The following is a 24,225-nucleotide window of genomic DNA, read 5'->3' on the forward strand; positions in this document are numbered from 1 at the left end:
CCATCTCCGTCAGTCCACCAGGTCGCGTACCACCGCGTCCGCCAGCAGGCGGCCCCGCAGCGTCAGTACGGCCCGTCCCTCCTTGTACGGCCCCGGCTCCAGCAGGCCGTCCGACAGGGCCCGGCCCGCCGCCGCCAGGCCCGCCGGGCGCAGGAGCTCCAGCTCGCAGCCTTCCCGGAGCCGGAGCTCCAGCAGGATCCGCTCCACCCGGCGGTCCTCCGCCGAGAGGAGCTCGCGGCCCGCGCCCGGCGAGCGGCCCTCCGCCAGCGCCGCCGCGTACGCGCCCGGGTGCTTCACATTCCACCAGCGCACCCCGCCCACATGGCTGTGGGCTCCGGGGCCCGCGCCCCACCAGTCGGCGCCGCGCCAGTACAGCTCGTTGTGCAGGCACCGGCCCGCCCCGGTCGTGGCCCAGTTGGAGACCTCGTACCAGTCGAAGCCCGCGTCCCCGAGCACCGAGTCCGCGATCAGATACCGGTCCGCGTGGACGTCGTCGTCGGTCATCGGGACCTCGCCGCGGCGGATCCGCCGCGCAAGCTGCGTGCCTTCCTCGACGATCAGTGCGTACGCCGAGATGTGATCCGGACCCGCGCCCACCGCGGCCGCCAGGGAGGCGCGCCAGTCGTCGTCGCTCTCGCCCGGCGTGCCGTAGATCAGGTCGAGGTTCACATGGTCGAAGCCCGCAGCCCGCGCCTCCGCGACGCACGCCTCCGGGCGGCCCGGCGTATGCGTACGGTCCAGCACCTTCAGCACATGCTGCCGCGCGCTCTGCATCCCGAAGGAGATCCGGTTGAAGCCGCCCTCCCGCAGCTCGGCGAGATACGCCGGGTCCACCGACTCCGGGTTCGCCTCGGTCGTGATCTCCGCGCCGTCCGCGAGCCCGAACTCCTCGCGGACCGCGTCCAGCATCCGGACCAGATCCGAGGCCGCGAGCAGCGTCGGCGTACCGCCTCCGACGAACACCGTCCGTACCTGCCGCGGGTCGTCGCCCAGCACCTTGCGGGCGAGGCGGACCTCCTCCGCGACCATCGCGGCGTAGTTGTCCCGGGAGGCGAGCACGCCGCCCGAGCCGCGCAGCTCGGTCGCCGTGTAGGTGTTGAAGTCGCAGTAGCCGCAGCGCGTCGCGCAGTACGGCACATGCAGATAGAAGGCGAGCGGCCGGTCCCCGGCGCCTGTCAGGGCGGACGCGGGCAGCGACCCGTCCTCGGGCATGGGCTCACCATCGGGCAGTACGGAAGGCATGCCCCCCATTGTCCGTCACCTCGCGGGTGCCCCGGGACGGCCACCGCACCGGGCGCCGGGACGGCCATCCCGCCGGCTGCCGGGACGGCTACCGCGCCTGGAGCACCAGCAGCGCCAGATCGTCCTCCGGCGGCGTCTCCCCGAACTCGTACACCACCTGCTTGATCCGCTCCGCGATCCCTTGCGCGGTCAGGCCCGCGCAGCCGGCGAGCACCCGGGCGAGCCCGTCCTCGTCGTCGAACATCCGCGACCCCGAGCGCCGCTCCGTCACCCCGTCCGTGACGCAGAGCAGGGTGTCGCCGGGCTCCAGGTCGAAGGTCTGGCTTTGGTACGCGACGTCCTCGACGACCCCGAGCAGCACCTGCGACTCGGCCGCCGTGAGCACCCGGCCGTCGGGCCGCAGCAGCAGCGGCAGCGGATGCCCGGCGCTCGCCAGGGTGCAGCGCACGCCTCCGCCGACCCGGGGCGAGGGCACGAGCTCGCCGTAGAGCAGGGACAGGAACCGCGCCTGCGGACCCTCCGGCACGCCCTGACCGCCCGCTGCCGCGACCATCAGCGCGGCTGATTCCGCCGCCTCCATCGCATCGTCGAGGAGCAGTCCGTTGAGCCGGTCCAGCACCTGGCCGACCTGGTAACCCTCGCGGGCGAGCAGCCGCAGCCAGGGCCGGGCGAGGCCGGTGACGACCGCGGCCTCGGGTCCGCTGCCCTGGACGTCGCCGAGCATGAAGCACCAGCGGCCGCCGGAGCCGGCCGGGAAGATGTCGTAGAAGTCGCCGCCCGCGACGCCGTCGTCGCTGGGCTCGTACACCAGGAACCGGTCGACACCGGGGATCTGCCCGACCTTGCCGGGGAGCAGACCGCGCTGCAGAACCCGGCTGATGGTGGCCTGCCGGGTGTACTGGCGGGCCGCGCTGATCGCGAGAGCCACCCGGCGTGCGAAGTCCGCGATCAGCGCGGTCGCTTCGTCGGGTACGCGTGCGAGGCCGTACCGCGCGATCAGCAGGGTGCCGAGCCCGCGTCCGCCCGCGGCGAGGCGGTATGCGACGGCCGTGCCCTCATCGCCGCCCGGTTGGCCGTCACCGGGCCAGGGAATCGGTACGGGCCCGTTGCCCGCGACCTCGGGCAGCAGCAGCGGCGGCTCCTTGTCCAGGGTCTCGCGCAGCTGCTCCGTAAGGGACTCGTCGCTGTGCCAGACCCGGGCGAGCCGCTGCGCGGCCCCCGCTCCGCCGCCCGTGCCCCAGCCCGATCCCGGCCGTCCCGACTCGCTGTCCAGCCAGATCGCGCACCAGTCGGCGAGCCTCGGCACCAGCAGCTGCCCGGCGAGCGCCGCGACCATGTCCTCGTCGAGCTGTCCGGCGAGCAGGTCGGAGGCCTCGGCGAGGAAGGAGAGGGCGCCCCGGCTGATCCAGTCGGAGTCCTCGCGCACGGTGCGCCGGGGCGAGGGGGCGAGGATCTCGGCGGCGCGGAGTCCGCGCTGCAGCGCGGGTTCGGCGCCGGGGAGCGGGCAGGTGTCCCAGCCGTCGACGGGGAGGCGGGCCCAGATGGTCTTGAGGCCGGGGCGGTAGGTGATGCCCCAGCGCTCGGCGAGGGCGGCGACGAGGTGGAGGCCGCGGCCGTATTCGGGCGTGCCGGAGCGTTCCTCGGCGCCGTGCGGTTCATTGCGTACGGCTCTGGCCGGGTGGTGGTCGGAGACTTCGAGTACGAGGGCGGCGGGCTCGCCGTCCGCCGACTCCTCCAGCCTGCAGAGGAGTTCGACGGTGGTGCCCGCGTGCACGACGGCGTTGGTCACGAGCTCGTTGACGATGAGTACGGCGTCGTCGGCGAGCCGGTCCGTGCTGTGACTGCCCGGCGGGCAGCCCCCTGACCCGCGGCAGAAGGCGCAGGTGGCGAGCATGCCGAGGTTGGTCCAGTCGGCGATGGCTGCGCGCACGAAGCGGCGCGCGGCGGACGGTGCGAGAGGGTTGCCGGGCAGGCTGGTGCGAGCGACTGAACGCGCATCATCCCGAAGCGGGTACAACGGTGTTGTGCGGTGAACGGTCTCGCGCTGCATCGGAAGGGACCCCACTGTGCGGCTCCTGGTCGGTTCTGGCAATGCGCCGCTTATGACACCGACAGAGTGACAGACTGAGCCTGCCCATAAGCGTCGAGTCACCGAAGTGGGCGGATTATGAACAGAGACAGTGCGCTGCCGTCAGCTCAGCCGGCTTCCCGGCTGCCTGCGGTGTCCTCCCCGCCCTCGGCCGACGGCGGCTGGATCCGCGCCTCGGAGCTGCGCCCACTGCTGGCCGCGATGACGACCCTGCGCGACGGGGACTTCCATGTGCGGATGGCGGAGGTCCATGAGGGCATTCCCGCCGAACTGGCGGCGATGTTCAACCAGATCGCCGTGCGCAATCAGCACTTCACGGATGAGCTGTCGCGGGTCCGCAGGGAGGTCGTACGGCACGGACGGCTCGACGACCGGCTGTCGGCCAGCCCCGGCCAGGGTGCCTGGACCTCCGCTGTCATCAGTACGAACACGCTGCTGGACGCCCTGGTGGTGCCCGCCGCGAACGCCACCCGTGTGCTGGACGCGGTGGCCGGCGGCGATCTGACCCAGCGGGTCGATCTGCACGACGGCAACCGTCAGTTACGCGGCGATCTGCGCCGGCTCGGCCGTGCGGTGAACAAGATGGTCGACCAGCTGTCGCTGTTCACCAGCGAGGTGACGCGGGTGGCACGCGAGGTGGGCACGGAGGGCCGGCTCGGCGGACGCGCCAAGGTTCAGGGCCTTTCGGGCAGCTGGCGGGACGTCACCGAGGCGGTCAACACCATGGCCTCCCGGCTGACCGCACAGGTGCGGGACATCGCCGCGGTGACCACGGCCGTGGCCCGCGGCGATCTCACCCGTACGGTCACGGTCGAGGCGACCGGTGAGCTCCTTGAGCTGAAGCTGACCGTCAACACCATGGTCGACCAGCTCTCGGCCTTCGCCGACGAGGTCACGCGGGTGGCCCGCGAGGTGGGCACGGAGGGCCAGCTGGGCGGCCGCGCCCAGGTCCGCGGCGTCTCCGGCGTCTGGAAGGACCTCACGGACAACGTCAACTTCATGGCATCCAACCTGACCAGTCAGGTCCGCAACATCGCGCAGGTCACCACCGCCGTCGCCAACGGCGACCTCTCCCAGAAGATCACCGTGGACGCCCAGGGCGAGATCCTGGAGCTCAAGTCGACGATCAACACCATGGTCGATCAGCTTCTGGCCTTCGCCGACGAGGTGACCCGGGTCGCCCGCGAAGTCGGCACGGAGGGCAACCTCGGCGGCCGCGCCCAGGTCCGCGGCGTCTCCGGCGTGTGGAAGGACCTCACCGAGAACGTCAACTTCATGGCGGACAATCTCACTTCGCAGGTCCGCAATATCGCGCTGGTGTCGACGGCCGTCGCCCAGGGCGATCTCGGCAAGAAGATCACGGTCGAGGCGAAGGGCGAGATCCTCGAGCTCAAATCGACCATCAACACCATGGTCGACCAGCTCTCGGCCTTCGCCGACGAGGTCACCAGGGTCGCCCGCGAGGTGGGCACGGAAGGCAACCTCGGCGGCCAGGCCCAGGTCCGCGGCGTCTCCGGCGTCTGGAAGGACCTCACGGACAACGTCAACTTCATGGCATCCAACCTGACCAGTCAGGTCCGCAACATCGCGCAGGTCACCACCGCCGTCGCCAACGGCGACCTCTCCAAGAAGATCACCGTGGATGCGCGCGGCGAGATCCTGGAGCTCAAGGACACCGTCAATACGATGGTGGAGCAGTTGCGTGCCTTCGCCGACGAGGTCACACGCGTGGCCCGCGAGGTGGGTACCGACGGCCGACTGGGCGGCCGCGCCCAGGTCCTCGGTGTCACCGGCCTGTGGAAGGACCTCACCGACAACGTCAACTACATGGCCGACAACCTCACTTCACAGGTGCGGAACATCGCCCAGGTGGCGACGGCCGTGGCGCAGGGCGACCTCTCCAAGAAGATCGACGTGGACGCGCGCGGCGAGATCCTGGAACTCAAGACCACCATCAACACCATGGTGGACACGCTCTCCTCGTTCTCCTCCGAGGTCACCCGGGTGGCCCGCGAGGTCGGCTCCGAGGGCCAGCTCGGCGGCCAGGCTCGGGTCGAGGGCGTGTACGGCACCTGGAAGCGGCTGACGACGAACGTCAATGAGCTGGCGCTCAACCTCACCACCCAGGTCCGCGCCATCGCCGAGGTGGCGTCCGCAGTCGCCCAGGGCGACATGTCCCGGTCGATCACGGTCGAGACGCGCGGTGAGGTCTCCGAGCTGAAGGACAACATCAATCTGATGGTGTCCAACCTCCGCGAGACCACCCGCGCCAAGGACTGGCTGGAGTCCAATCTCGCCCGCCTCGCCGGTCTGATGCAGGGCCACCGCGATCTGATGGAGGTCGCCGACCTGATCCTGCGCGAGCTGACCCCGCTGGTGAACGCGCAGTACGGCGCGTTCTTCCTGGCCGACCCGGACGCCGGCGGCACTCCGCCCCGTACCACCTCCACCACCAAGGGACTGGCCTTCATCGCCGGTTACGGCTCGGCCCAGTCGGCCACCATAGACACCACCGGCATGCCGGGCCACGGTCTGGTGCGCCAGGCGGCCCTGGAGAAGAAGCGGATCCTCCTCGAGGAAGCACCGCCGGACTACATCAAGATCAACTCCGGCCTTGGCGAGGCGTCACCGGCAAGCGTTGTCATCATCCCGATCCTCTTCGAGGACAAGCTGCTCGGCGTCATCGAACTGGCGTCCTTCTCCCGCTTCTCCGACGTCCACCTGGCCTTCTTCGACCAGTTCGTGAACACCATCGGCGTCGCCATCAACACCATCATCGCCAACTCCCGTACGGAGTCACTGCTCGGCGAGTCCCAGCGGCTCGCGGTCCAGCTCCAGGAGCGCTCCGACGAGCTCCAGCGCCAGCAGGGCGAACTGCAGCGCTCCAACGCCGAGCTGGAGGAGAAGGCCGCACTGCTCGCGACCTCGTCGCAGTACAAGTCGGAGTTCCTGGCGAACATGTCGCACGAACTGCGCACACCACTGAACTCCCTCCTCATCCTGGCCCGCCTGCTCTCCGACAACCCGGACGGCCATCTCTCCGACCAGGAAGTGCAGTTCGCCACCACGATCCACCGCTCGGGCTCCGACCTGCTCCAGCTGATCAACGACATCCTGGACCTGTCGAAGATCGAGGCCGGCCGGATGGACGTGCGCCCGAAGAAGCTGCCGCTGATCAAGGTGCTCGACTACGTCCACGCCACCTTCCGTCCGATCACCCTCGACCGCGGGCTGGCCTTCGAGGTCGCGGTCGGCGAGGACGTACCGCGCGAGATGTACTCCGACGAGCAGCGGCTCCAGCAGATCCTGCGCAATCTGCTCTCCAACGCCATCAAGTTCACCTCTTCCGGCCGCGTCGAACTGAGGGTGAAGCGGGTCAAGGACCCCGACGACAAGGTGCTCAAGGGCATCGACGACCTGATCGCCTTCGCTGTCGCCGACACCGGCATCGGCATCGCCCCGGAGAAACTCCCGGTGATCTTCGAGGCGTTCCAGCAGGCCGACGGCACGACCAACCGCAAGTACGGCGGAACGGGCCTCGGCCTCTCCATCAGCCGGGAAATCGCGGGGCTGCTCGGCGGCCGCATCATCGCGGAGAGCGAGCCGGGCCGCGGATCCACCTTCACGCTGTACGTCCCCGTCCTCTACCCCGGCCATGCCGGCGGCGAGAGCGACGGCTCCCACGACGGCCACGACATCCAGGACGTCCATGGCATCCATGGCATCCATGACATCCCGCTGACCACGCCCGAGCGGCACCACAGCGAGCATGTGCCGCGCCCGGCCCTCGAGGACGGCTGGCCCACGACGACCAAGCTGGAGGAGTGGAAGTCGGGCCGGGCGGGCCGGATCCTGCCGGGCCGCCGCGTCCTCATCGTCGACGACGACATCCGTAATGTCTTCGCGCTCACCCATGTGCTCGGCAGAGTGGGCATGCCTGTGCTGTACGCGGAGAACGGCCGCGAAGGCATCGAGACCCTGGAGCGCAACCCCGACGTCGAACTGATCCTGATGGACATCATGATGCCCGAGATGGACGGGTACGAGACGATCGAGGCCATACGGCGCAGCCCGCTCTGGACCGACCTCCCGATCATCGCCCTCACCGCGAAGGCGATGCCGGGTGACCGCGAGAAGTCGATCGCGCAGGGCGCCAACGACTACGTGCCGAAACCGGTCGACGTGGACCGTCTGCTGACCGTCGTCTGCTCCGTGCTGGATCCGAAGGGCGGAACGGCCGGGCCGGACAGTGCGCCTCCGGCCGAAGAACCCGCGATATCGGGGCAGCCAGTCGGCGATGGGGAGCCGGCTGCCCCGCCGACAATCACGTGAGGACACGATGAGCACAGAGGCACCCACCGCCGACCCCGCGAGCATCCTCCTGGTGGACGACATGGAGGACAATCTCGTAGCCCTCGAGGCAGTCCTGGGGTCCCTCAACGAGCCTCTGGTCCGGGCACGTTCCGGGGAGGAGGCGATGAAGGCGCTGCTGCGGCGGAAGTTCGCGGTGGTCCTGCTGGATGTGCGGATGCCCGGCATGGACGGCTTCGAGACGGCGTCCAACATCAAGCGCCTCGACCAGACGAAGGACGTCCCGATCATCTTCCTGACCGGGACGCAGGCCGACAGCGGCTTTGCCTTCCGGGGCTACGCCACCGGGGCTGCGGACTTCCTCACCAAGCCCTTCGACCCCTGGGTACTGCGCGCCAAGGTGAGTGTGTTCCTCGAACTGCACCGCAAGAACCGCCAGTTGGAGCGGATGCTGGCACAGGACCAGGAGCAGCTGGGCCAGATGTCCCAGCGGCTGAGTGCGATCGAGAGCGAGCTGGACAGGAGCGGCTCGAACGATATGCCGGAGGTGCGGGTGCAGCTGACCCGGGTGGAGGAGATTCTGAGGGACCTGCGTCGCGGGCGGAGCCAGTAGCCCCCGTACGCCCTCCGGGGGTTTCCCCGATCGCCGACAAGGCCTGGATTCCCGCCCGTCGGGCGGGAATCCAGGCCTTGTCGGCGTTTGAGGCGCGGGGCCCGGGACGGAGCTCCGGTTACTACGCCTCGCGGGAGCCTGCGTACATGTCCTCGATGAGGTGCTTGTACTCGCGCTCGACGACCGGCCTCTTCAGCTTGAGGCTGGGCGTCAGCTCGCCGTGCTCGATGTCCAGGTCCCGCGGCAGCAGCCGGAACTTCTTGATCGTCTGCCAGCGCTGCAGCCCTTCGTTGAGCCGCTTCACATAACCCTCGATGAGCTGCTCGGCCCGCTCGGTGGCGACAACCTCGGCGTACGTCTTTCCGTCCAGGCCGTTCTCCTTGGCCCAGCCGAGGATGGTCGGCTCGTCCAGCGCGATGAGCGCGGTGCAGAAGTTACGGTCCGCGCCGTGCACCAGGATGTTGGAGACGAACGGGCACACCGCCTTGAACTGGCCCTCGACCTCGGCCGGCGCGATGTACTTGCCGCCGGAGGTCTTGATCAGGTCCTTCTTGCGGTCCGTGATGCGCAGGTAGCCGTCATCGGACAGCTCTCCGATGTCGCCGGTGTGGAACCAGCCGTCGGATTCGAGGACTTCGGCCGTCTTCTCGGGCAGCCGGTGGTAACCCTCCATGATCCCGGGGCCGCGCAGCAGGATCTCGCCGTCGTCGGCGATACGCACCTCGGTGCCGGGCAGCGGCTTGCCGACAGTGCCCGTGCGGTACGCCTCGCCCGGGTTGATGAAGGACGCCGCGCTGGACTCCGTAAGGCCGTAGCCCTCGAGGATGTGGATTCCGGCTCCGGCGAAGAAGTAGCCGATGTCGGGCGCGAGCGCCGCCGAGCCGGAGACCGCGGCGCGCAGCCGGCCGCCGAAGGCCTCGCGCAGCTTGGAGTAGACGAGCGCGTCGGCGATCTTGTGCTTGGCGGTGAGTCCGAAGGGCGCGGAGGCCGAGCCCGTGCGGCGGAAGTTGTCCTGCGTGGCCTTGGCGTACTCGCGTGAGACACCGGCCGCCCACTGGAAGATCTTGTACTTGGCTCCGCCGCCGGCCCGTGCCTTGGCCGCGACTCCGTTGTAGACCTTCTCGAAGATCCGCGGCACGGCCGCCATGTAGGTCGGCTGGACCACCGGCAGATTCTCGATGATCTTGTCCACCCGGCCGTCGACGGCGGTGACATGACCGACCTCGATCTGTCCGGAGGTCAGCACCTTGCCGAAGACATGCGCGAGCGGCAGCCAGAGGTACTGCACGTCGTCCTTGCTGATCAGCCCGGTCGCGGCGGTGGCCTTGGCCAAGTACGACCAGTTGTCGTGCGGCAGCCGGACGCCCTTGGGCCGGCCCGTGGTGCCCGAGGTGTAGATCAGCGTCGCCAGCTGGTCGGGCCTGATCGCCTCGACCCGCTCCTTGACGGCGTCCGGGTGCTTGGCGAGGTACTCCGCGCCCCGGGCCTCCAGGTCGGCGAGCGAGAGCACCCAGCCCTCGGGGTCGCTCTCGTCCGGCTCCACGCCCGTCGCGTCGATTACCACGACATGCTTCAGCTCCGGCAGGTCGGCCCGCCGCTCACGCGCCTTGGCCAGCTGGGAGGCGTCCTCGGCGATCAGCACCCGGCTCTCGGAGTCGGAGAGGATGTACGACGACTCCTCGGCGTTGGTGGACGGGTAGATCGTGGTCGTCGCGCCGCCCGCGCACATCACGCCGAGGTCGGCGAGGATCCAGTCGACCCGGGTGGAGGAGGCGAGCGCGACGCGCTCCTCGGCGCGTACCCCGAGGTCGATCAGTCCGGCAGCAATGGCATAGACCCGCTCTGCGGCCTGCCCCCAGCTCAGGGACTTCCAGTCGTCGGGCCCCTGGCCGCTGGCGGGGGCCACCGGGTAGCGGTAGGCCTCGGCGTCCGGCGTAGCCGCCACGCGCTCGGTGAAGAGACTCGCCACAGAGGGCGGTCGGTTCTCGATCAGGGTCATTGTGGCGCTCACGACATCCTCCGGGCCTGCGGGCAGCACTGCACGAGTGGCTGTTGTTTAACTGGCGAGTAACCATCGAGCCGTGCTCAGGTTAGAGGGCATGGGACCTGCGCGTAAGGGGCTACGGGCTGCCGCTTGATAACGAACGGCACGCTCGGCCGTTGGCTGGAACCCGCCGGTCGGTGCATCCCTCATCTATCGGTGATGCGTCCGCAGCTATCGGGTGACGCGTCCGCAGACACGCGAAAAGCGCCCGTCCGGATCCCCGGCGGGCGCCTTCGCTTGTCGGCTGCGACGGTGCGGCTACTTCTTGGCCTTGCCACTGTCGTCGCTGGACAGCACGGCGATGAAGGCCTCCTGCGGGACCTCCACGCTGCCGACCATCTTCATCCGCTTCTTGCCTTCCTTCTGCTTCTCCAGCAGCTTCCGCTTACGCGAGATGTCACCGCCGTAGCACTTGGCGAGGACGTCCTTGCGGATGGCGCGAATGGTCTCGCGGGCGATGACGCGCGAGCCGATCGCGGCCTGGATGGGCACCTCGAAGGCCTGCCGCGGGATGAGCTCCCTGAGCTTGGCGACGAGCCTCACTCCGTACGCGTACGCCGCGTCCTTGTGCGTGATGGCGGAGAAGGCGTCGACCTTGTCGCCGTGCAGCAGGATGTCGACCTTGACCAGGCTGGCGGCCTGCTCGCCGGTGGGCTCGTAGTCGAGGGAGGCGTAACCGCGCGTCTTGGACTTCAGCTGGTCGAAGAAGTCGAAGACGATCTCGGCGAGCGGGAGGGTGTAGCGGATCTCAACCCGGTCCTCGGAGAGGTAGTCCATGCCGAGCAGCGTGCCGCGGCGGGTCTGGCAGAGCTCCATGATCGAGCCGATGAACTCGCTGGGCGCGAGGATCGTGGCCCGTACGACCGGCTCGTGGACATCCGAGATCTTGCCCTCGGGGAACTCGCTCGGGTTGGTGACGGTGTGCTCGGCACCGTCCTCCATGACCACGCGGTAGACCACGTTCGGCGCGGTGGCGATCAGATCGAGACCGAACTCGCGCTCCAGGCGCTCGCGGATCACGTCCAGGTGGAGCAGGCCGAGGAAGCCCACGCGGAAACCGAAACCGAGAGCGGCCGAGGTCTCCGGCTCGTAGACCAGCGCGGCGTCATTGAGCTGAAGCTTGTCGAGGGCGTCGCGCAGCTCGGGGTAGTCCGAGCCGTCCAGCGGATAGAGGCCGGAGAACACCATCGGCTTGGGGTCCTTGTAGCCGCCGAGCGGCTCGGTGGCGCCCTTGCTCAGCGAGGTGATCGTGTCACCGACCTTGGACTGACGGACGTCCTTCACGCCGGTGATGATGTAGCCCACCTCGCCGACGCCGAGACCGTCGGCGGGGGTCATCTCCGGGGAGGAGACACCGATCTCCAGCAGCTCGTGGGTGGCGCCGGTGGACATCATCCTGATGCGCTCGCGCTTGTTGAGCTGCCCGTCGACGACTCGTACGTAGGTCACCACACCGCGGTACGAGTCATAGACGGAGTCGAAGATCATCGCGCGGGCGGGCGCGTCGGCGACGCCGACCGGGGCGGGGACGTCGCGCACCACGCGGTCCAGCAGGGCCTCCACGCCGATGCCGGTCTTGGCCGAGACCTTGAGGACGTCCTCCGGCTGGCAGCCGATGAGGTTGGCGAGCTCCTCGGAGAACTTCTCCGGCTGCGCGGCCGGCAGGTCGATCTTGTTGAGGACCGGGACGATCGTGAGGTCGTTCTCCATCGCCAGGTAGAGGTTGGCGAGGGTCTGCGCCTCGATGCCCTGCGCGGCGTCCACCAGCAGGACGGTGCCCTCGCAGGCCGCGAGCGACCGGGAGACCTCATAGGTGAAGTCCACGTGGCCCGGGGTGTCGATCATGTTGAGGATGTGGGTCGTGTTCCGACCCTCGCCCTCGGTGGGCGACCACGGCAGGCGGACCGCCTGGGACTTGATCGTGATGCCGCGCTCGCGCTCGATGTCCATGCGGTCGAGGTACTGAGCGCGCATCTGCCGCTGATCGACCACACCGGTCAGCTGGAGCATCCGGTCGGCAAGCGTCGACTTGCCGTGGTCGATGTGCGCGATGATGCAGAAATTGCGGATCAGCGCCGGGTCGGTACGGCTCGGCTCGGGCACGTTGGTAGGAGTCGCGGGCACGCAGGGTCCTGATTCTTGAGACGCCGGGGCGTCTCGTCTCGGGCGATGTCGGATCGATACGTAGGCTCCATCGTCCCACGGGAACGGGACTGCGCCCGGTTTGGGCCGCTGGAGGGGCGGCTGGTAACGTGGGCAGCTGTGTCTCGTGCCCTCTCAAGTACGGGACGCAAACTCAAAGATCATCGAACCTGAAAAGGCTCTTTCGTGGCGAACATCAAGTCCCAGATCAAGCGGAACAAGACGAACGAGAAGGCGCGCCTGCGCAACAAGGCCGTCAAGTCGTCGCTCAAGACCGCGATCCGCAAGGCCCGCGAGGCTGTCGCCACCGGCGACGTCGAGAAGGCCACTGTGGCCGTCCGTGAGGCGTCGCAGAAGCTCGACAAGGCCGTCTCCAAGGGTGTCATCCACAAGAACGCCGCCGCCAACAAGAAGTCGGCGCTGGCCATCAAGGTTGGCTCCCTCCAGGGCTGAGCTCTTGACTGATCGCCGGTAGGGACCCAGCGGGCCCTCTCTCCCGCTCCTTCCCGGCACCCCGCGCCGCACACCGAACGCGTTCGCCACGCGGGTGCGGCGCACAAAGCTTGAACCGTGAGGCCCCGGTGTCCGTCCTTCCCCAGGACGGACACCGGGGCCTCTGGCGTGCCCGGCCTGCGGTGGCGGCCCGGCGCCCGAGGGCGGGGAGGGGGCAAGGCCGCCCGCAGGGTCTACCGCCCCGACCGCCCCGACCGCGCCGCCCGCGCAACCGCCACGACCGCCTTCTCCAGCGCGTACTCGGGGTCGTCGCCGCCGCCCTTCACGCCCGCGTCCGCCTCCGCGACCGCGCGCAGCGCCGCAGCCACCCCGTCCGGCGTCCAGCCACGCATCTGCTGGCGGACCCGGTCGATCTTCCACGGCGGCATGCCCAGCTCACGGGCGAGGTCGGCGGGCCGCCCGCCGCGGGCCGAGGAGAGCTTGCCGATCGCCCGCACACCCTGCGCCAGCGCGCTGGTGATCAGGACCGGCGCGACCCCCGTCGACAGCGACCAGCGCAGGGCTTCCAGCGCCTCCGCCGCCCGGCCCTCCACCGCACGGTCGGCGACATTGAAGCTGGAGGCTTCGGCGCGGCCCGTGTAGTACCGCCCGACGACCGCCTCGTCGATGGTGCCCTCGACGTCCGCGGTCAGCTGGGAGACCGCGCTGGCCAGCTCCCGCAGATCGCTGCCGATGGAGTCGACCAGCGCCTGGCACGCCTCGGGCGTCGCGGACCTGCCCAGCGCGCGGAATTCGGACCGTACGAAGGTGAGCCGCTCCGCCGGCTTGGTGGTCTTGGGGCAGGCGACCTCACGGGCGCCTGCCTTCCGGGCCGCGTCCAGCAGGCCCTTGCCCTTCGCACCGCCGGCGTGCAGCAGGACGAGGGTGATCTCCTCTGCCGGAGCGTCGAGATAGGCCTTGACGTCCTTGATCGTGTCGGCGGAGAGGTCCTGCGCATTGCGTACGACGACGACCTTGCGCTCGGCGAAGAGCGAGGGGCTGGTCAGCTCGGCAAGGGTGCCGGGCTGGAGCTGGTCGGAGGCGAGGTCGCGTACATCCGTGTCGGCGTCGGCAGCGCGGGCCGCCGCCACCACCTGCTGCACGGCACGGTCGAGGAGCAGGTCCTCCTGGCCCACGGCGAGCGTGACGGGGGCGAGGAGGTCGTCGGGCGAATTCTGCTGGCTGGGTTTGCGGATCATCGCGGTCCAGCATCCCACGGGGCACTGACACTCCCGCGCGTACCGGGATTCCCGTACTCGGGATCGCCGTACTCGGGGACGCCGTTCTCGGGATCTCCCCCTGCTCGGGATCGCCGTTCTCGGGATCTCCCCCTGCTCGGGATTCCCGTACCGAAGACGTACCGGAGAATGGACCGGTGAGTGACGCGAGACATGTACTGGTGCTGCCCGACCGCGACGCCGCCGAGGAGGTGGCACAGGAGCTGGCGGGCCGCTTCGGGGTGGCCGAGGAGCCCCAGCTCCTACGCGATGCGCTGGCCGGCGAGGACGACGCCGAGGACGCGCAGTGGCTGGTCGTCGTGGAGGACCCGAAGGCCCGCCTCGACCCCGCGGCGCTGGACGATTTCGCCGCGGAGTGGGAGGGCTGGCTGGAGGCCTAGCGCGCCGGCTCGGCGCGTCAGCCGGTCAGCCCGTCAGCTCGGCCGGCTCGGGGCGGACGGCAACCGGTCGAGTACCAGCCCGAAGTGGTCGCGGTAGGCCGCCAGCACCGCGGCATCGTCGGCCAGCGGCTGCTCATGGCGCTGACCGTGCTCGGTGGTGACCAGTTTGCGGTCGCTGAGCGTGATCCGGCCCTGGGTGGTGAGCCGGGAGCAGACGAGGGACCGGGGAAAGTGCGAGGCTGGCGAGGTGCGGTGCCACCAGGACCCCGCCTCGAAGTCGGCCAGGACGCGGGGCCGCGTATCGAGGCGGAACTGCGGTTTGCCGTCGCGGTAGACGTCGAGATCGCCGTACTCCGTGGCCTCGGCGATCCGGAACGCACCGGCCGGGTCCCGCTGATCGCCCCGCTCGTCGAGCGCGAGGGGGTGCTGGGTGTGGTCGCCGAACCCGACATCGGCCAGCCAGGGGCCGGAGGAGTCCGCCGTCTCGACGCGCAGGGCGAGATGGTCGTACGGGATGCCGAGCCGCCCTTCGTCACCGAAGCCACGCGCCTGGAGGAGGGTGACCGTGAAACCCAGCTCCCGCAGCAACACGGCGAATGCGCCGTTGAGTTCGTAGCAGAAGCCGCCCCGTCGGGCATCCACGATCTTGGCGAGGAGCGCCTTCTCCTCGAGCACGATGTCCTCGCCGAGATGGATGGAGAGATTCTCGAACGGGACTGTCCGCAGGTGCCGCAGCTGCAGATCGCGCAGAGCGGTGGCGTCTGCGCGCTCCGGGCGGGTGGCCCCGATACGGCGGAGATAGGCATCCAGGAGATTGGCGTCCATGGAGTGAGTCTGGCGCGACGTCGGACCGCGCGCCATGGACCGCAGGTCCTAGGCCTGTAGGCCGAGGCGCCTGGGGCGGATACGCCGCCGGCGTGCGGTCCACGACCGGATGAGGAGCGGGAGCGGCGGCGGCCGCCCGACGCGGCTGCCTGGAGCCGGCGCGCGGCCAGGAGCGGCGCAGGCGGGAGCAGCGCAGGCGGGAGCAGCGCAGGCGGGAGCAGCGCAGGCGGGACGAGGTACGAACTTTGCACAGCCACCCGCTCAGAGGGGCGGCGGGTCCGGCCCGCTGCCCTGGCCCCTCGGCACAGCCCGCAGGTCCGCGCCGCCTCCGGTGACCGCGATCGCCCCGTCAGTGTCCGTGCGCAGCACCACCGCTCCCCCGGTCCGGAGCGCGTCGACGGTACGGGGCGACGGGTGACCGTAGAAGTTGTTCCGGCCGCAGGAGATCAGCGCCAGTCGCGGGCGCACATTCCGTAGCAGGCCGGGGTGTTGGTGGACGGAGCCGTGATGGGCGACTTTGAGGACGTCGACCGGCGGGAGTGCCGGGTGGGTCGACAACAGCCCTCGCTGGGCAGGGGGTTCGAGGTCGCCGAGGAGCAGAAGGGTCGGGCCGCCGGCGATTCGCACCAGCAGTGTGACGCTGGCGTCGTTGGGGCCGTCGGGCATGGGCACGGAGGCGCGGGTCGGACCGGAGCCGGGGGCCGCCCGGGGCCACAGCACCTGCCAGACGAGCCGCCCGACCCGGCGCCGCTCCTCGGGTCCCGCACGGATGACGGGTACCCCGGCGGCGGCCGCCGTTCTCCGTACGAACGCGCTCTGCTCCCGCGGCTCGTCGAACGTCGTCGTCTGGACCGCGCCGACGGCCCTCCCTCTCAGCAGCCCGGGCAGCCCTCGGACATGGTCGGCATGGAAATGCGTCAGCAGGATCAGCGGAATCCTGGTGATGCCCAGGTCCCTCAGACAGCGGTCGGCGAGCTCCGGGTCGGGTCCCGCGTCCACGACCACGGCCGCGCCCTCGCCCGCCGCGAGCACGGTGGCATCCCCTTGCCCGACATCGCACATCACGAACGTCCAGCCGGACGGCGGCCAGCCGGTGACGACCCTGGTGAGCGGGGCCGGGCGCAGCACGGCGAGAAGGAGCAGCAACACGCAGCCGACGGCTGCCCAGGGATGGCGCGGCAGTCGGCGTGCGACCAGCACGACCAGGGCCGTGACCGCGGCGAGCAGCAGACCGCCGCGCCAGCCGCCCGGCCAGCCCGCCTGCGCCCCGGGCAGCGCCGCGCCGGTACGGGCGACGGAGGCGATCCAACCGGCGGGCCATCCCGCGCAGCGGGCGAGCACCTCCGCGACCGGTATGGCCAGCGGCGTCGCGGCGAGCGCCGCAAAGCCGAGGACCGTGGCCGGGGCGACCGCCAGCTCGGCGACGAGATTGCAGGGGATCGCCACCAGACTGACCCTGGCCGCGAAGATCGCCACCACGGGAGCGCACACGGCCTGGGCCGCGGCAGCGGCAGCCAGCGTTTCGGCGAGCCGCGGCGGCACCCGTCGCCGCTGCAGCGCCGCGCTCAGGCCGGGGCCGATGGTGAGCAGGGCACCGGTGGCCAGCACGGAGAGCAGAAAGCCGTAACTGCGCGCCAGCCATGGGTCGTACAGAACGAGCAGCAGTACGGCGGCGGCCAGCGCGGGAATGAGCGATCGGCGGCGCCCGGTGGCAATGGCGAGCAGTGTGATGAGCCCGCACCCGGCCGCCCGCAGCACGCTTGGCTCCGGACGGCACACGACCACGAAGGCGAGTGTGAGCGCCCCGCCGATCAGCGCGGTCCCGCGCAGCGTGATGCCCAACCTGGGCGCGAGGCCGCGCCGTTCGGCCAGCAGGGCGGTGCCCGGCGGCCCGATCAGCAGGACGAGCACGATGGTCAGGTTGCTTCCCGATACGGCGAGTAAGTGCGTGAGGTCGGTCGCCTCGAAGGCGTCGTGCAGGTCGGGCGGGATCCGGGAGGTGTCGCCGACCACGAGCCCGGGCAGCAGGGCCCGAGCGTCGGGGTCGAGCCCGTCTGTCGCCTCACGCAGTCCCGCCCGTAGGCCTCCGGCCGTGCGCTGGAGCTGGGTCGGCGGGCCGGTGATCCGCGGCGGCCCGCCGCCCTGCGCCCTCAGTACGGCGGCGAAGCGGTCGTTCGCGTTCAGTGGCGGCGCGAGCCGCCCTGCCAGCCGCAGTCGGGTGGTAGGCAGCAGCCGCTGCCACTGCGCGCCGGGCCCCGCGGACGAACCGGACCCGCCGGAATCACCCGAATCACCCGGCTCCCGCGACGGCACAATCACCAGGACAGGCGTCCGGATCGCCGTGACCGCGCCGCCCGGTGCCGTGACCTGCGTCGCCTCACCGTCCAGCACGATCGATGTAGCCGCCATATGGTCACCGCGGATCCGGGGCCGAGTCGTTCGCGGATCGGAAGTGACCGTCAACTCGACGGTGACGTACGCGTACTGATCCGCCAGGGCGGGAAGCGGCCCCCTGCGCAGATCCGCGCCGTGCAGCCCGGCCGAGGCCGCTCCTGCAGCGGCGCACAGCAACAGCGCTGCCACGGCAGTGGCGTTGAGCCCACGCCCACGGACCCTCGTGACCGCGCCTACGGCACGCGCCACCGCCGGAGCCAGCAACACGGCCGCCACGACGAGGCAGGCCGTCACACCCACCGCCGTCCACCAACCCCGCGCCCCCACCGCGAGGGCCGCCGCGGCCCAGGCCGCCAGGGCCGGCGGCACCAGGCGCAGATCGGCTGGACCCTCCTGCCGCGGATCGGACGCCCCAAGCCGATGACCCGACGCGGCATGAACCACCGGGCGCGTCATGTCCGTCATGGCCGTAGCAGGGTCTGGAGATCCGCGAACCGGCGGTCGCCGATCCCGTTGACGTCGCGGAGTTCGTCGACGGACCGGAACCCCCCGTGCTGGGTGCGGTAGTCGACGATGTGCTGCGCCAGTACGGGACCGACCCCGGGCAGGGTGTCGAGCTGCTCCACGGTCGCCGTGTTGAGGCTCACCGGCCCTACGGCCTGCGCGCCACCCGTGCCCGGGCCCGTGCCCGATCCGGTCGCAGGCGGTCCTGGCGGCGCGGGCCCGCCCACCACCACCTGCTCACCGTCCATGAGGACCCGCGCCCGGTTGAGTCCGGACAGGTCCGTGCCGGCCCTGACGCCTCCGGCCGCTCGCAGCGCGTCGGTGACCCGGGATCCGGCGGGCAGTTGGTGCACCCCCGGCCGACGCACTTTGCCGCTCACATCGACGACGATCCGCCCGCCGGGCCCGGTGTCGGACGGCGATGGCCCCGGCGAAGGCCGCGGCTCCGGTGAGGCCGCACTCTGCTGGACCAGCTCCGGAGCGCGTACGGTCTGCGGTCGGGCCGCCCAGAAGTGCTGGGCCGCGAAGACCGCGGCGACCACGAGGACGACGGCCAGTGCGGCGAGAGTCCTGGGTTCGAGCCCGCACCTGAGCTGCACCCACAACGGCAACCGCTCCCGCAGCGCAAGCCCCGCCCACCGCCGGGTGTCCGCCCCCGTACCGGTGACTGCCCCAGCGCCTGCCCTTGCCCCGGTGTCGACATCCACACGCGAGCGCGCGACAGCCGCGTCGAGCCCAGTGCCCGCACCGCGCGGCGCACCCTCGAACAGGGCATCCGCGCGGCGGCGCAGGGCTGTGGTCGAAGCGGCGGACAAGCTTCTGCCGCGCCGTCGGCCCGGGTGGCGTAAGCCGCGGCTCGGGCCGCGATCCGGACCACGGCCGGGTCCTGAACCGCGGCCGGGTCCTGAACCGCGGCCGGGTCCTGAGCCGCGGCCGTGACGGGCGCGGCTGTCCGAGGCCGGGGCGCGGCCCGGGCCACTGGTTGCGGAGCGTGATCGGAGAGCCATGCCACAGGACGGTAGGCATATCCGTCCGAGCCCGCTGAGCAGGCCCAAATTCCGTGGACAGCCCACCCGTTGTGGACAACTCGCTCACCCGCAGAGGTGACAGCGGCGCCCATCAGCACCCCTCAAACCGTCTCAGCGGGGCGAGACCACGGCCCCCAACAGCCCCGGCCCCGTGTGCGCCCCGATCACCGCGCCCACCTCGCTGACATGCAGATAGACCAGGCCGGGCAGCCGGTCACGCAGCCGCTCCGCGAGCGCGGCGGCCCGCTCCGGCGCGGCCAGATGGTGCACCGCGATGTCCACCTGGCTCGTACCCGCCCGGTCGGCGACGATCTCCTCCAGCCGGGCGATCGCCTTCGAAGCCGTGCGCACTTTCTCCAGCAGCTCGATCCGGCCGCCGTCCAGCTGCAGCAGCGGCTTCACCGCGAGCGCCGAGCCCAGCAGCGCCTGCGCGGCCCCGATACGGCCGCCGCGGCGCAAGTAGTCCAGCGTGTCGACGTAGAAGTACGCGGACGTGCCCGCGGCACGCTTCTCCGCGGCGGCCACCGCCTCGTCCAGCGTGCCGCCCGCCTCCGCCGCCTCAGCGGCCGCGAGCGCGCAGAATCCCAGGGCCATCGCGACCATCCCGGTGTCCACCACCCGCACCGGCACCGGCGCGTCCTTGGCTGCCAGCACCGCGGCGTCGTACGTCCCCGAGAACTCCGCCGACAGATGCAGCGATACGACCCCGGTCGCACCGGCCTCCGCGCACCGCCGGTACGCCTCGGCGAACACCTCGGGGCTCGGCCTGGATGTGGTCACAGGCCGTCGCTTCTGCAATGCCAGCGCCAGCGAGCGTGCCGAGATCTCGGTGCCCTCCTCGAGCGCCTGATCACCGAGTACGACAGTCAGCGGCACTGCGATGATGCCGTGCCGCTCCATCGTCGGCGGCGGCAGGTAGGCCGTTGAATCGGTGACGATAGCGACATGGCGGGACATGAGCGGGAGGTTACCCGTCGGGGCCGCCCTACGGCAGCCCGGCCCCTTGCCAACGACCGCGTCGCCCCGGCCGGTGGATCAGTTCGTGGTCTCCGGACGGGCCTTCTTCTGCCAGGGATAGGCGGTCTGCTGCCGGGGATCGCGCGCCGTGATCGCCTGCGGCTGCTCGGCCACAGTGTGCCCGGGCCCGGCCTCGGACCCGGCCCCCGACTCGGCCCCGGACCCGGCCCCCGACTCCGGCCAGGTCTGCTCGGACGCGACACCGTGGCACGCTGCGCCCGCTCCGGCCCCGGCGGTCCGCCCCGCCTCCGGCCAGGACCCCGGCTCCGAGGCGTCCGGCACATCCTGCATCTCGGCGCCCGGCACACCCTCACCCGACCAGTGCCGCAGCGCCCCCGCCTCCACATCGATCTGCATGCTCAGCGCATCCAGATCGTCGTCCGCGAACTTCCGCGCCCGGTCCCGCGCCGCCCATCGCAGCGACTCGGCAGAGCGCGTGATCCGCTCCGTACGCTCGCGCAGCCCGGGCAGCAGGGATCCCACCGTCGCCCGGTCCGGCTCGCGCTCCAGCCGCTTGAGTTCGTCGTCGAGCTCATGACCGTGCGCACTCAGCCGCCGGAACAGGTCCAGCGACTCGGAGAGCGAGGCGTCCTCCGCCACACCCGCGTGCAGCGCGTCCTGCGTCGCCCTCATCGACGTGCGCAGCGACAGCCGCAGCTGCGCCAGCTCGCCGGCAACGCCGCCCTGCCCATAGCTCTTCGCCCGCAGCGTGGTCTCCTCGACGGTGCGGCGCGCCTGCGTGACCGTGCGCTCCACACCCCGCTTGGCCGCGCCGATCACCTTCACGCTCACATACACCCCCAACGCCACAAAGGCGACGAAAAGCAGCGCCAGAATCAGTATCGCGGCTTCCATGAGCGCCCCTCCGGCGTCGGATGTTGTCCTTCCACGGTAAACGGAACGGGCAGGCCGAGGGTTCCATCGGCACCCCCAACCTGCCCGTAGGGGAAACCCCTGTGAGAGCGGCCGGACCCTAGGCGGGCACGATGTTGACCAGCTTCGGCGCCCGCACGATCACCTTGCGGATGCCGCCGCTGCCCAGCGCCGCGACCACTGCGGCATCATTCAGCGCCAGCGCCTCCAGCTCCTCGTCCGAAATGGACGGGGACACCTCCAGCCGCGCCTTCACCTTGCCCTTGATCTGCACAACGCAGGTCACTGACTCGTCCACGACATACGCCGGGTCGGCGACCGGGAAGGCCTGGTGCACGACCGAGTCGGTCTGCCCCAGCTTGTGCCACAGTTCCTCGGCGATGTGCGGGGCCAGCGGGGCGATCAGCAGCACCAGCCGCTCCGCCACGCTCCGCGCCAGCGGGCCGCCCGCCTTCGTCAGATAGTTGTTCAGCTCGGTGATCTTGGCGATGGCGGTGTTGAAGCGCAGGGCCGCCAGGTCCTGTCCGGCGCCGTCGATCGCCTTGTGCAGCGCGCGCAGCGTCGCCTCGTCGGGCTCGGTGTCGACGACCGTGACCTCACCGGTCGCCTCGTCGACGACATTGCGCCACAGCCGCTGCAGCAGGCGGTACTGGCCGACGACGGCCCGGGTGTCCCACGGCCGCGAAACATCCAGGGGGCCCATGGCCATCTCGTACAGACGCAGCGTGTCCGCGCCGTACTCGGCGCAGATCTCGTCCGGAGTGACGGCGTTCTTCAGGGACTTGCCCATCTTGCCCAGCTCGCGCTTGACGCTCTCGCCCTCGAAGTAGAACTTTCCGTCCCGCTCCTCGACCTCGGCGGCCGACACCGGGAAGCCGCGGCTGTCCCGGTAGACGTACGCCTGGATCATGCCCTGGTTGTACAGCTTGTGGAACGGCTCGACCGAGGACACGTGCCCCAGGTCGAACAGCACCTTGGACCAGAACCGCGCGTACAGCAGGTGCAGTACGGCGTGCTCGGCGCCGCCGACGTACAGATCGACGCCGCCGTGCGGCTGGCCCTCGCGCGGCCCCATCCAGTACTGCTCGATCGCCGGGTCGACCAGCTTCTCGCTGTTGTGCGGGTCCAGGTAGCGCAGCTCGTACCAGCACGAACCCGCCCAGTTGGGCATGGTGTTGGTCTCCCGGCGGTAGCGCTTGACGCCGTCGCTCAGGTCCAGCTCCACATTGACCCAGTCCTCGTTGCGCGACAGCGGAGTCTCGGGCTGAGTGTCCGCGTCGTCCGGGTCGAACGTACGAGGGGAGTAGTCGTCGACCTCCGGCAGCTCCAGCGGCAGCATCGATTCGGGCAGCGCGTGCGCGATGCCGTCCTCGTCGTAGACGATCGGGAAGGGCTCGCCCCAGTAGCGCTGCCGGCTGAACAGCCAGTCACGCAGCCGGAAGTTGACCGTGCCCTCGCCGATGCCGCGCTCGGTCAGCCATTCGGTGATCTTGGCCTTGGCCTCGGCGACGCCCAGGCCGTCCAGCGAGATCTCGTCGTTGGCGGAGTTGATCGCCGGGCCCTGTCCGGTGAATGCCTCGCCCTCCCAGCCCTCCGGCGGCTGGACGGTACGGATGATGGGCAGTTCGAAGGCCTCGGCGAACTCCCAGTCACGCTCGTCCTGTCCGGGGACGGCCATGATGGCGCCGGTGCCGTAGCCCATCAGTACGTAGTCGGCGACGAAGACCGGGATCTGTGCGCCGGTGACCGGGTTCAGGGCGTAGGCACCGGTGAAGACGCCGGTCTTGTCCTTGTGTTCGGTCTGCCGCTCGACGTCGCTCTTCGTCTGGGCCTGCTTGCGGTACGCGGCAACAGCCTCGGCCGGAGTGGCGGCACCGCCGGTCCAGGCCTCCTTGGTGCCCTGCGGCCACTCGGCCGGGACGATGGAGTCGATCAGCCCGTGTTCGGGGGCCAGCACCATGTAGGTGGCGCCGAACAGGGTGTCGGGGCGGGTGGTGAAGACCGTGACCTTCGCGCCGTCCTGGCCGCCGACCTGGAAGTCGACGCGCGCGCCCTCGCTGCGCCCGATCCAGTTGCGCTGTTGCAGCTTGATGGCCTCGGGCCAGTCCAGCGCGTCCAGATCGTCCAGCAGCCGGTCCGCGTAGGCGGTGATGCGCATGTTCCACTGGCGCAGCTTCGCCTTGAAGACGGGGAAGTTGCCACGCTCGGAGCGACCCTCCGAGGTGACCTCCTCATTCGCCAGTACGGTGCCCAGGCCCGGGCACCAGTTGACGGGCGCATCGGAGGCATACGCCAGCCGGTAGCCGCTCAGCACATCGGCGCGCTCGGCGGCGCTCAGCTCGCTCCACGCGCGCGTGCCGGGCGTCGGGCGCTCACCGCTCTCGAACTGGGCGACCAGCTCGTCGATCGGGCGGGCCTTCTGTGCGTCCTCGTCGTACCAGGAGTTGAAGATCTGGACGAAGATCCACTGGGTCCACTTGTAGTAGTCCGGGTCGATCGTCGCGAACGACCGGCGCTTGTCGTGGCCCAGGCCCAGCCGGCGCAGCTGGACCTTCATGTTCTCGATGTTGGCTTCGGTGGACACCCGCGGATGCGTGCCGGTCTGCACGGCGTACTGCTCGGCCGGCAGGCCGAAGGCGTCGAAGCCCAGCGTGTGCAGGACGTTGTGGCCGGTCATGCGCTGATGGCGGGCGAAGACGTCGGTGGCGATGTAGCCCAGCGGGTGCCCGACGTGCAGGCCGGCGCCCGAGGGGTACGGGAACATGTCCATGACGAACTTCTTGGGCTTGGCCGCCAGGGCGGCATCCCCGGCCAGTTCACCGCTCGGGTTCGGCGCTTCGTAGGTGCCCTTGGCGTCCCAGACGTCCTGCCAGCGTGCCTCGATGTCGGCGGCCATGGCAGCCGTGTAGCGGTGCGCTGCGGCCACCTCTGCGGCGGCAGCGGAATTCGTCTCGCTCATGATCCTTAAAGCTCCATCGATCGTCTCTGCCAGCGGATTCGAAAACGAAAAAGCCCCTCGCACAGGAGGGGACG

Annotated in this window: 15 protein-coding genes; 4 read left to right on the forward strand and 11 right to left on the reverse strand. The window is 70.4% G+C overall.

Annotated elements, in window-relative coordinates; translation table 11 throughout:
• Window positions 1-9 precede the first annotated feature (9 nt).
• Both hemW and OG735_RS14250 read right to left on the reverse strand, forming a co-directional pair.
• The gene (gene hemW / locus OG735_RS14245; RefSeq protein ID WP_327323546.1) at window positions 10-1,242 is read right to left on the reverse strand and encodes a radical SAM family heme chaperone HemW; all 1,233 of its coding nucleotides are present in this window, start codon (window positions 1,240-1,242) and stop codon (window positions 10-12) included.
• Between the two features lie 88 nt (window positions 1,243-1,330).
• Window positions 1,331-3,292, reverse strand: a complete 1,962-nt coding sequence (locus OG735_RS14250; protein ID WP_327328308.1) for an ATP-binding SpoIIE family protein phosphatase — start codon at window positions 3,290-3,292, stop codon at window positions 1,331-1,333.
• Window positions 3,293-3,532: 240 nt separating this feature from the next.
• Between OG735_RS14250 and OG735_RS14255 the strand changes: the two genes are divergently transcribed.
• A complete protein-coding gene (locus tag OG735_RS14255; protein WP_327328309.1) occupies window positions 3,533-7,663 on the forward strand; it encodes a HAMP domain-containing protein in 4,131 nt (1,376 codons plus the stop codon).
• Window positions 7,664-7,670: 7 nt separating this feature from the next.
• Window positions 7,671-8,255 carry a response regulator gene (locus OG735_RS14260; protein ID WP_327323547.1) on the forward strand — a complete coding sequence of 195 codons (585 nt, stop codon included), beginning with the start codon at window positions 7,671-7,673 and terminating at the stop codon, window positions 8,253-8,255.
• Window positions 8,256-8,376: 121 nt separating this feature from the next.
• Here the strand turns inward: OG735_RS14260 and OG735_RS14265 are convergent, their stop codons facing one another.
• Both OG735_RS14265 and lepA read right to left on the reverse strand, forming a co-directional pair.
• Entirely contained in the window at window positions 8,377-10,266 is a 1,890-nt protein-coding gene (locus tag OG735_RS14265; protein ID WP_327323548.1) for an AMP-dependent synthetase/ligase, read from the reverse strand.
• A gap of 291 nt (window positions 10,267-10,557) precedes the next feature.
• The gene (lepA, locus tag OG735_RS14270; RefSeq protein ID WP_327323549.1) at window positions 10,558-12,423 is read right to left on the reverse strand and encodes a translation elongation factor 4; all 1,866 of its coding nucleotides are present in this window, start codon (window positions 12,421-12,423) and stop codon (window positions 10,558-10,560) included.
• A 204-nt stretch (window positions 12,424-12,627) separates the two neighbouring features.
• On the opposite strand from lepA, the gene rpsT reads away from it, so the two are divergent.
• A complete protein-coding gene (rpsT, locus tag OG735_RS14275) occupies window positions 12,628-12,894 on the forward strand; it encodes a 30S ribosomal protein S20 (protein ID WP_326649855.1) in 267 nt (88 codons plus the stop codon).
• Window positions 12,895-13,127: 233 nt separating this feature from the next.
• Here the strand turns inward: rpsT and holA are convergent, their stop codons facing one another.
• Window positions 13,128-14,132 (reverse strand): DNA polymerase III subunit delta, encoded by a 1,005-nt coding sequence (gene holA / locus OG735_RS14280; RefSeq protein WP_327323550.1) that lies wholly within the window; start codon window positions 14,130-14,132, stop codon window positions 13,128-13,130.
• A 176-nt stretch (window positions 14,133-14,308) separates the two neighbouring features.
• Here holA and OG735_RS14285 point away from each other — a divergent pair, with 176 nt between their 5' ends.
• Window positions 14,309-14,551: a hypothetical protein gene (locus OG735_RS14285; protein WP_327323551.1), complete on the forward strand. Its 243-nt coding sequence runs from the start codon at window positions 14,309-14,311 to the stop codon at window positions 14,549-14,551.
• A gap of 33 nt (window positions 14,552-14,584) precedes the next feature.
• Here the strand turns inward: OG735_RS14285 and OG735_RS14290 are convergent, their stop codons facing one another.
• The 6 genes from OG735_RS14290 to leuS form a co-directional block, all read right to left on the reverse strand.
• Complete coding sequence (locus OG735_RS14290; protein ID WP_327323552.1) at window positions 14,585-15,376, reverse strand: arylamine N-acetyltransferase family protein; 792 nt, start codon at window positions 15,374-15,376, stop codon at window positions 14,585-14,587.
• A gap of 261 nt (window positions 15,377-15,637) precedes the next feature.
• Window positions 15,638-18,226 carry a ComEC/Rec2 family competence protein gene (locus tag OG735_RS14295; protein WP_327328310.1) on the reverse strand — a complete coding sequence of 863 codons (2,589 nt, stop codon included), beginning with the start codon at window positions 18,224-18,226 and terminating at the stop codon, window positions 15,638-15,640.
• Between the two features lie 5 nt (window positions 18,227-18,231).
• Window positions 18,232-19,281, reverse strand: coding sequence for a ComEA family DNA-binding protein (locus tag OG735_RS14300; protein WP_327323553.1), 1,050 nt, complete (start codon window positions 19,279-19,281; stop codon window positions 18,232-18,234).
• Between the two features lie 132 nt (window positions 19,282-19,413).
• Window positions 19,414-20,259 carry a DegV family protein gene (locus OG735_RS14305; protein ID WP_327323554.1) on the reverse strand — a complete coding sequence of 282 codons (846 nt, stop codon included), beginning with the start codon at window positions 20,257-20,259 and terminating at the stop codon, window positions 19,414-19,416.
• Window positions 20,260-20,337: 78 nt separating this feature from the next.
• Entirely contained in the window at window positions 20,338-21,174 is an 837-nt protein-coding gene (locus OG735_RS14310) for a hypothetical protein (RefSeq protein ID WP_327323555.1), read from the reverse strand.
• Between the two features lie 118 nt (window positions 21,175-21,292).
• Window positions 21,293-24,151, reverse strand: a complete 2,859-nt coding sequence (leuS, locus tag OG735_RS14315) for a leucine--tRNA ligase (RefSeq protein ID WP_327323556.1) — start codon at window positions 24,149-24,151, stop codon at window positions 21,293-21,295.
• Window positions 24,152-24,225 lie beyond the last annotated feature (74 nt).

The sequence above is a fragment of the Streptomyces sp. NBC_01210 genome (genome assembly GCF_036010325.1).
Taxonomy (GTDB): domain Bacteria; phylum Actinomycetota; class Actinomycetes; order Streptomycetales; family Streptomycetaceae; genus Streptomyces.

Excerpts from the sequence above, each read along its gene's own strand:
- hemW (WP_327323546.1), bottom strand. The coding sequence starts at position 1,242 with ATGCCTTCCGTACTGCCCGATGGTGAGCCCATGCCCGAGGACGGGTCG.
- OG735_RS14250 (WP_327328308.1), bottom strand. The coding sequence starts at position 3,292 with ATGCAGCGCGAGACCGTTCACCGCACAACACCGTTGTACCCGCTTCGG.
- OG735_RS14255 (WP_327328309.1), top strand. The coding sequence starts at position 3,533 with ATGACGACCCTGCGCGACGGGGACTTCCATGTGCGGATGGCGGAGGTC.
- OG735_RS14260 (WP_327323547.1), top strand. The coding sequence starts at position 7,671 with ATGAGCACAGAGGCACCCACCGCCGACCCCGCGAGCATCCTCCTGGTG.
- holA (WP_327323550.1), bottom strand. The coding sequence starts at position 14,132 with ATGATCCGCAAACCCAGCCAGCAGAATTCGCCCGACGACCTCCTCGCC.
- OG735_RS14290 (WP_327323552.1), bottom strand. The coding sequence starts at position 15,376 with ATGGACGCCAATCTCCTGGATGCCTATCTCCGCCGTATCGGGGCCACC.
- OG735_RS14295 (WP_327328310.1), bottom strand. The coding sequence starts at position 18,226 with ATGACGCGCCCGGTGGTTCATGCCGCGTCGGGTCATCGGCTTGGGGCG.
- OG735_RS14300 (WP_327323553.1), bottom strand. The coding sequence starts at position 19,281 with ATGGCTCTCCGATCACGCTCCGCAACCAGTGGCCCGGGCCGCGCCCCG.
- OG735_RS14305 (WP_327323554.1), bottom strand. The coding sequence starts at position 20,259 with ATGTCCCGCCATGTCGCTATCGTCACCGATTCAACGGCCTACCTGCCG.
- OG735_RS14310 (WP_327323555.1), bottom strand. The coding sequence starts at position 21,174 with ATGGAAGCCGCGATACTGATTCTGGCGCTGCTTTTCGTCGCCTTTGTG.
- leuS (WP_327323556.1), bottom strand. The coding sequence starts at position 24,151 with ATGAGCGAGACGAATTCCGCTGCCGCCGCAGAGGTGGCCGCAGCGCAC.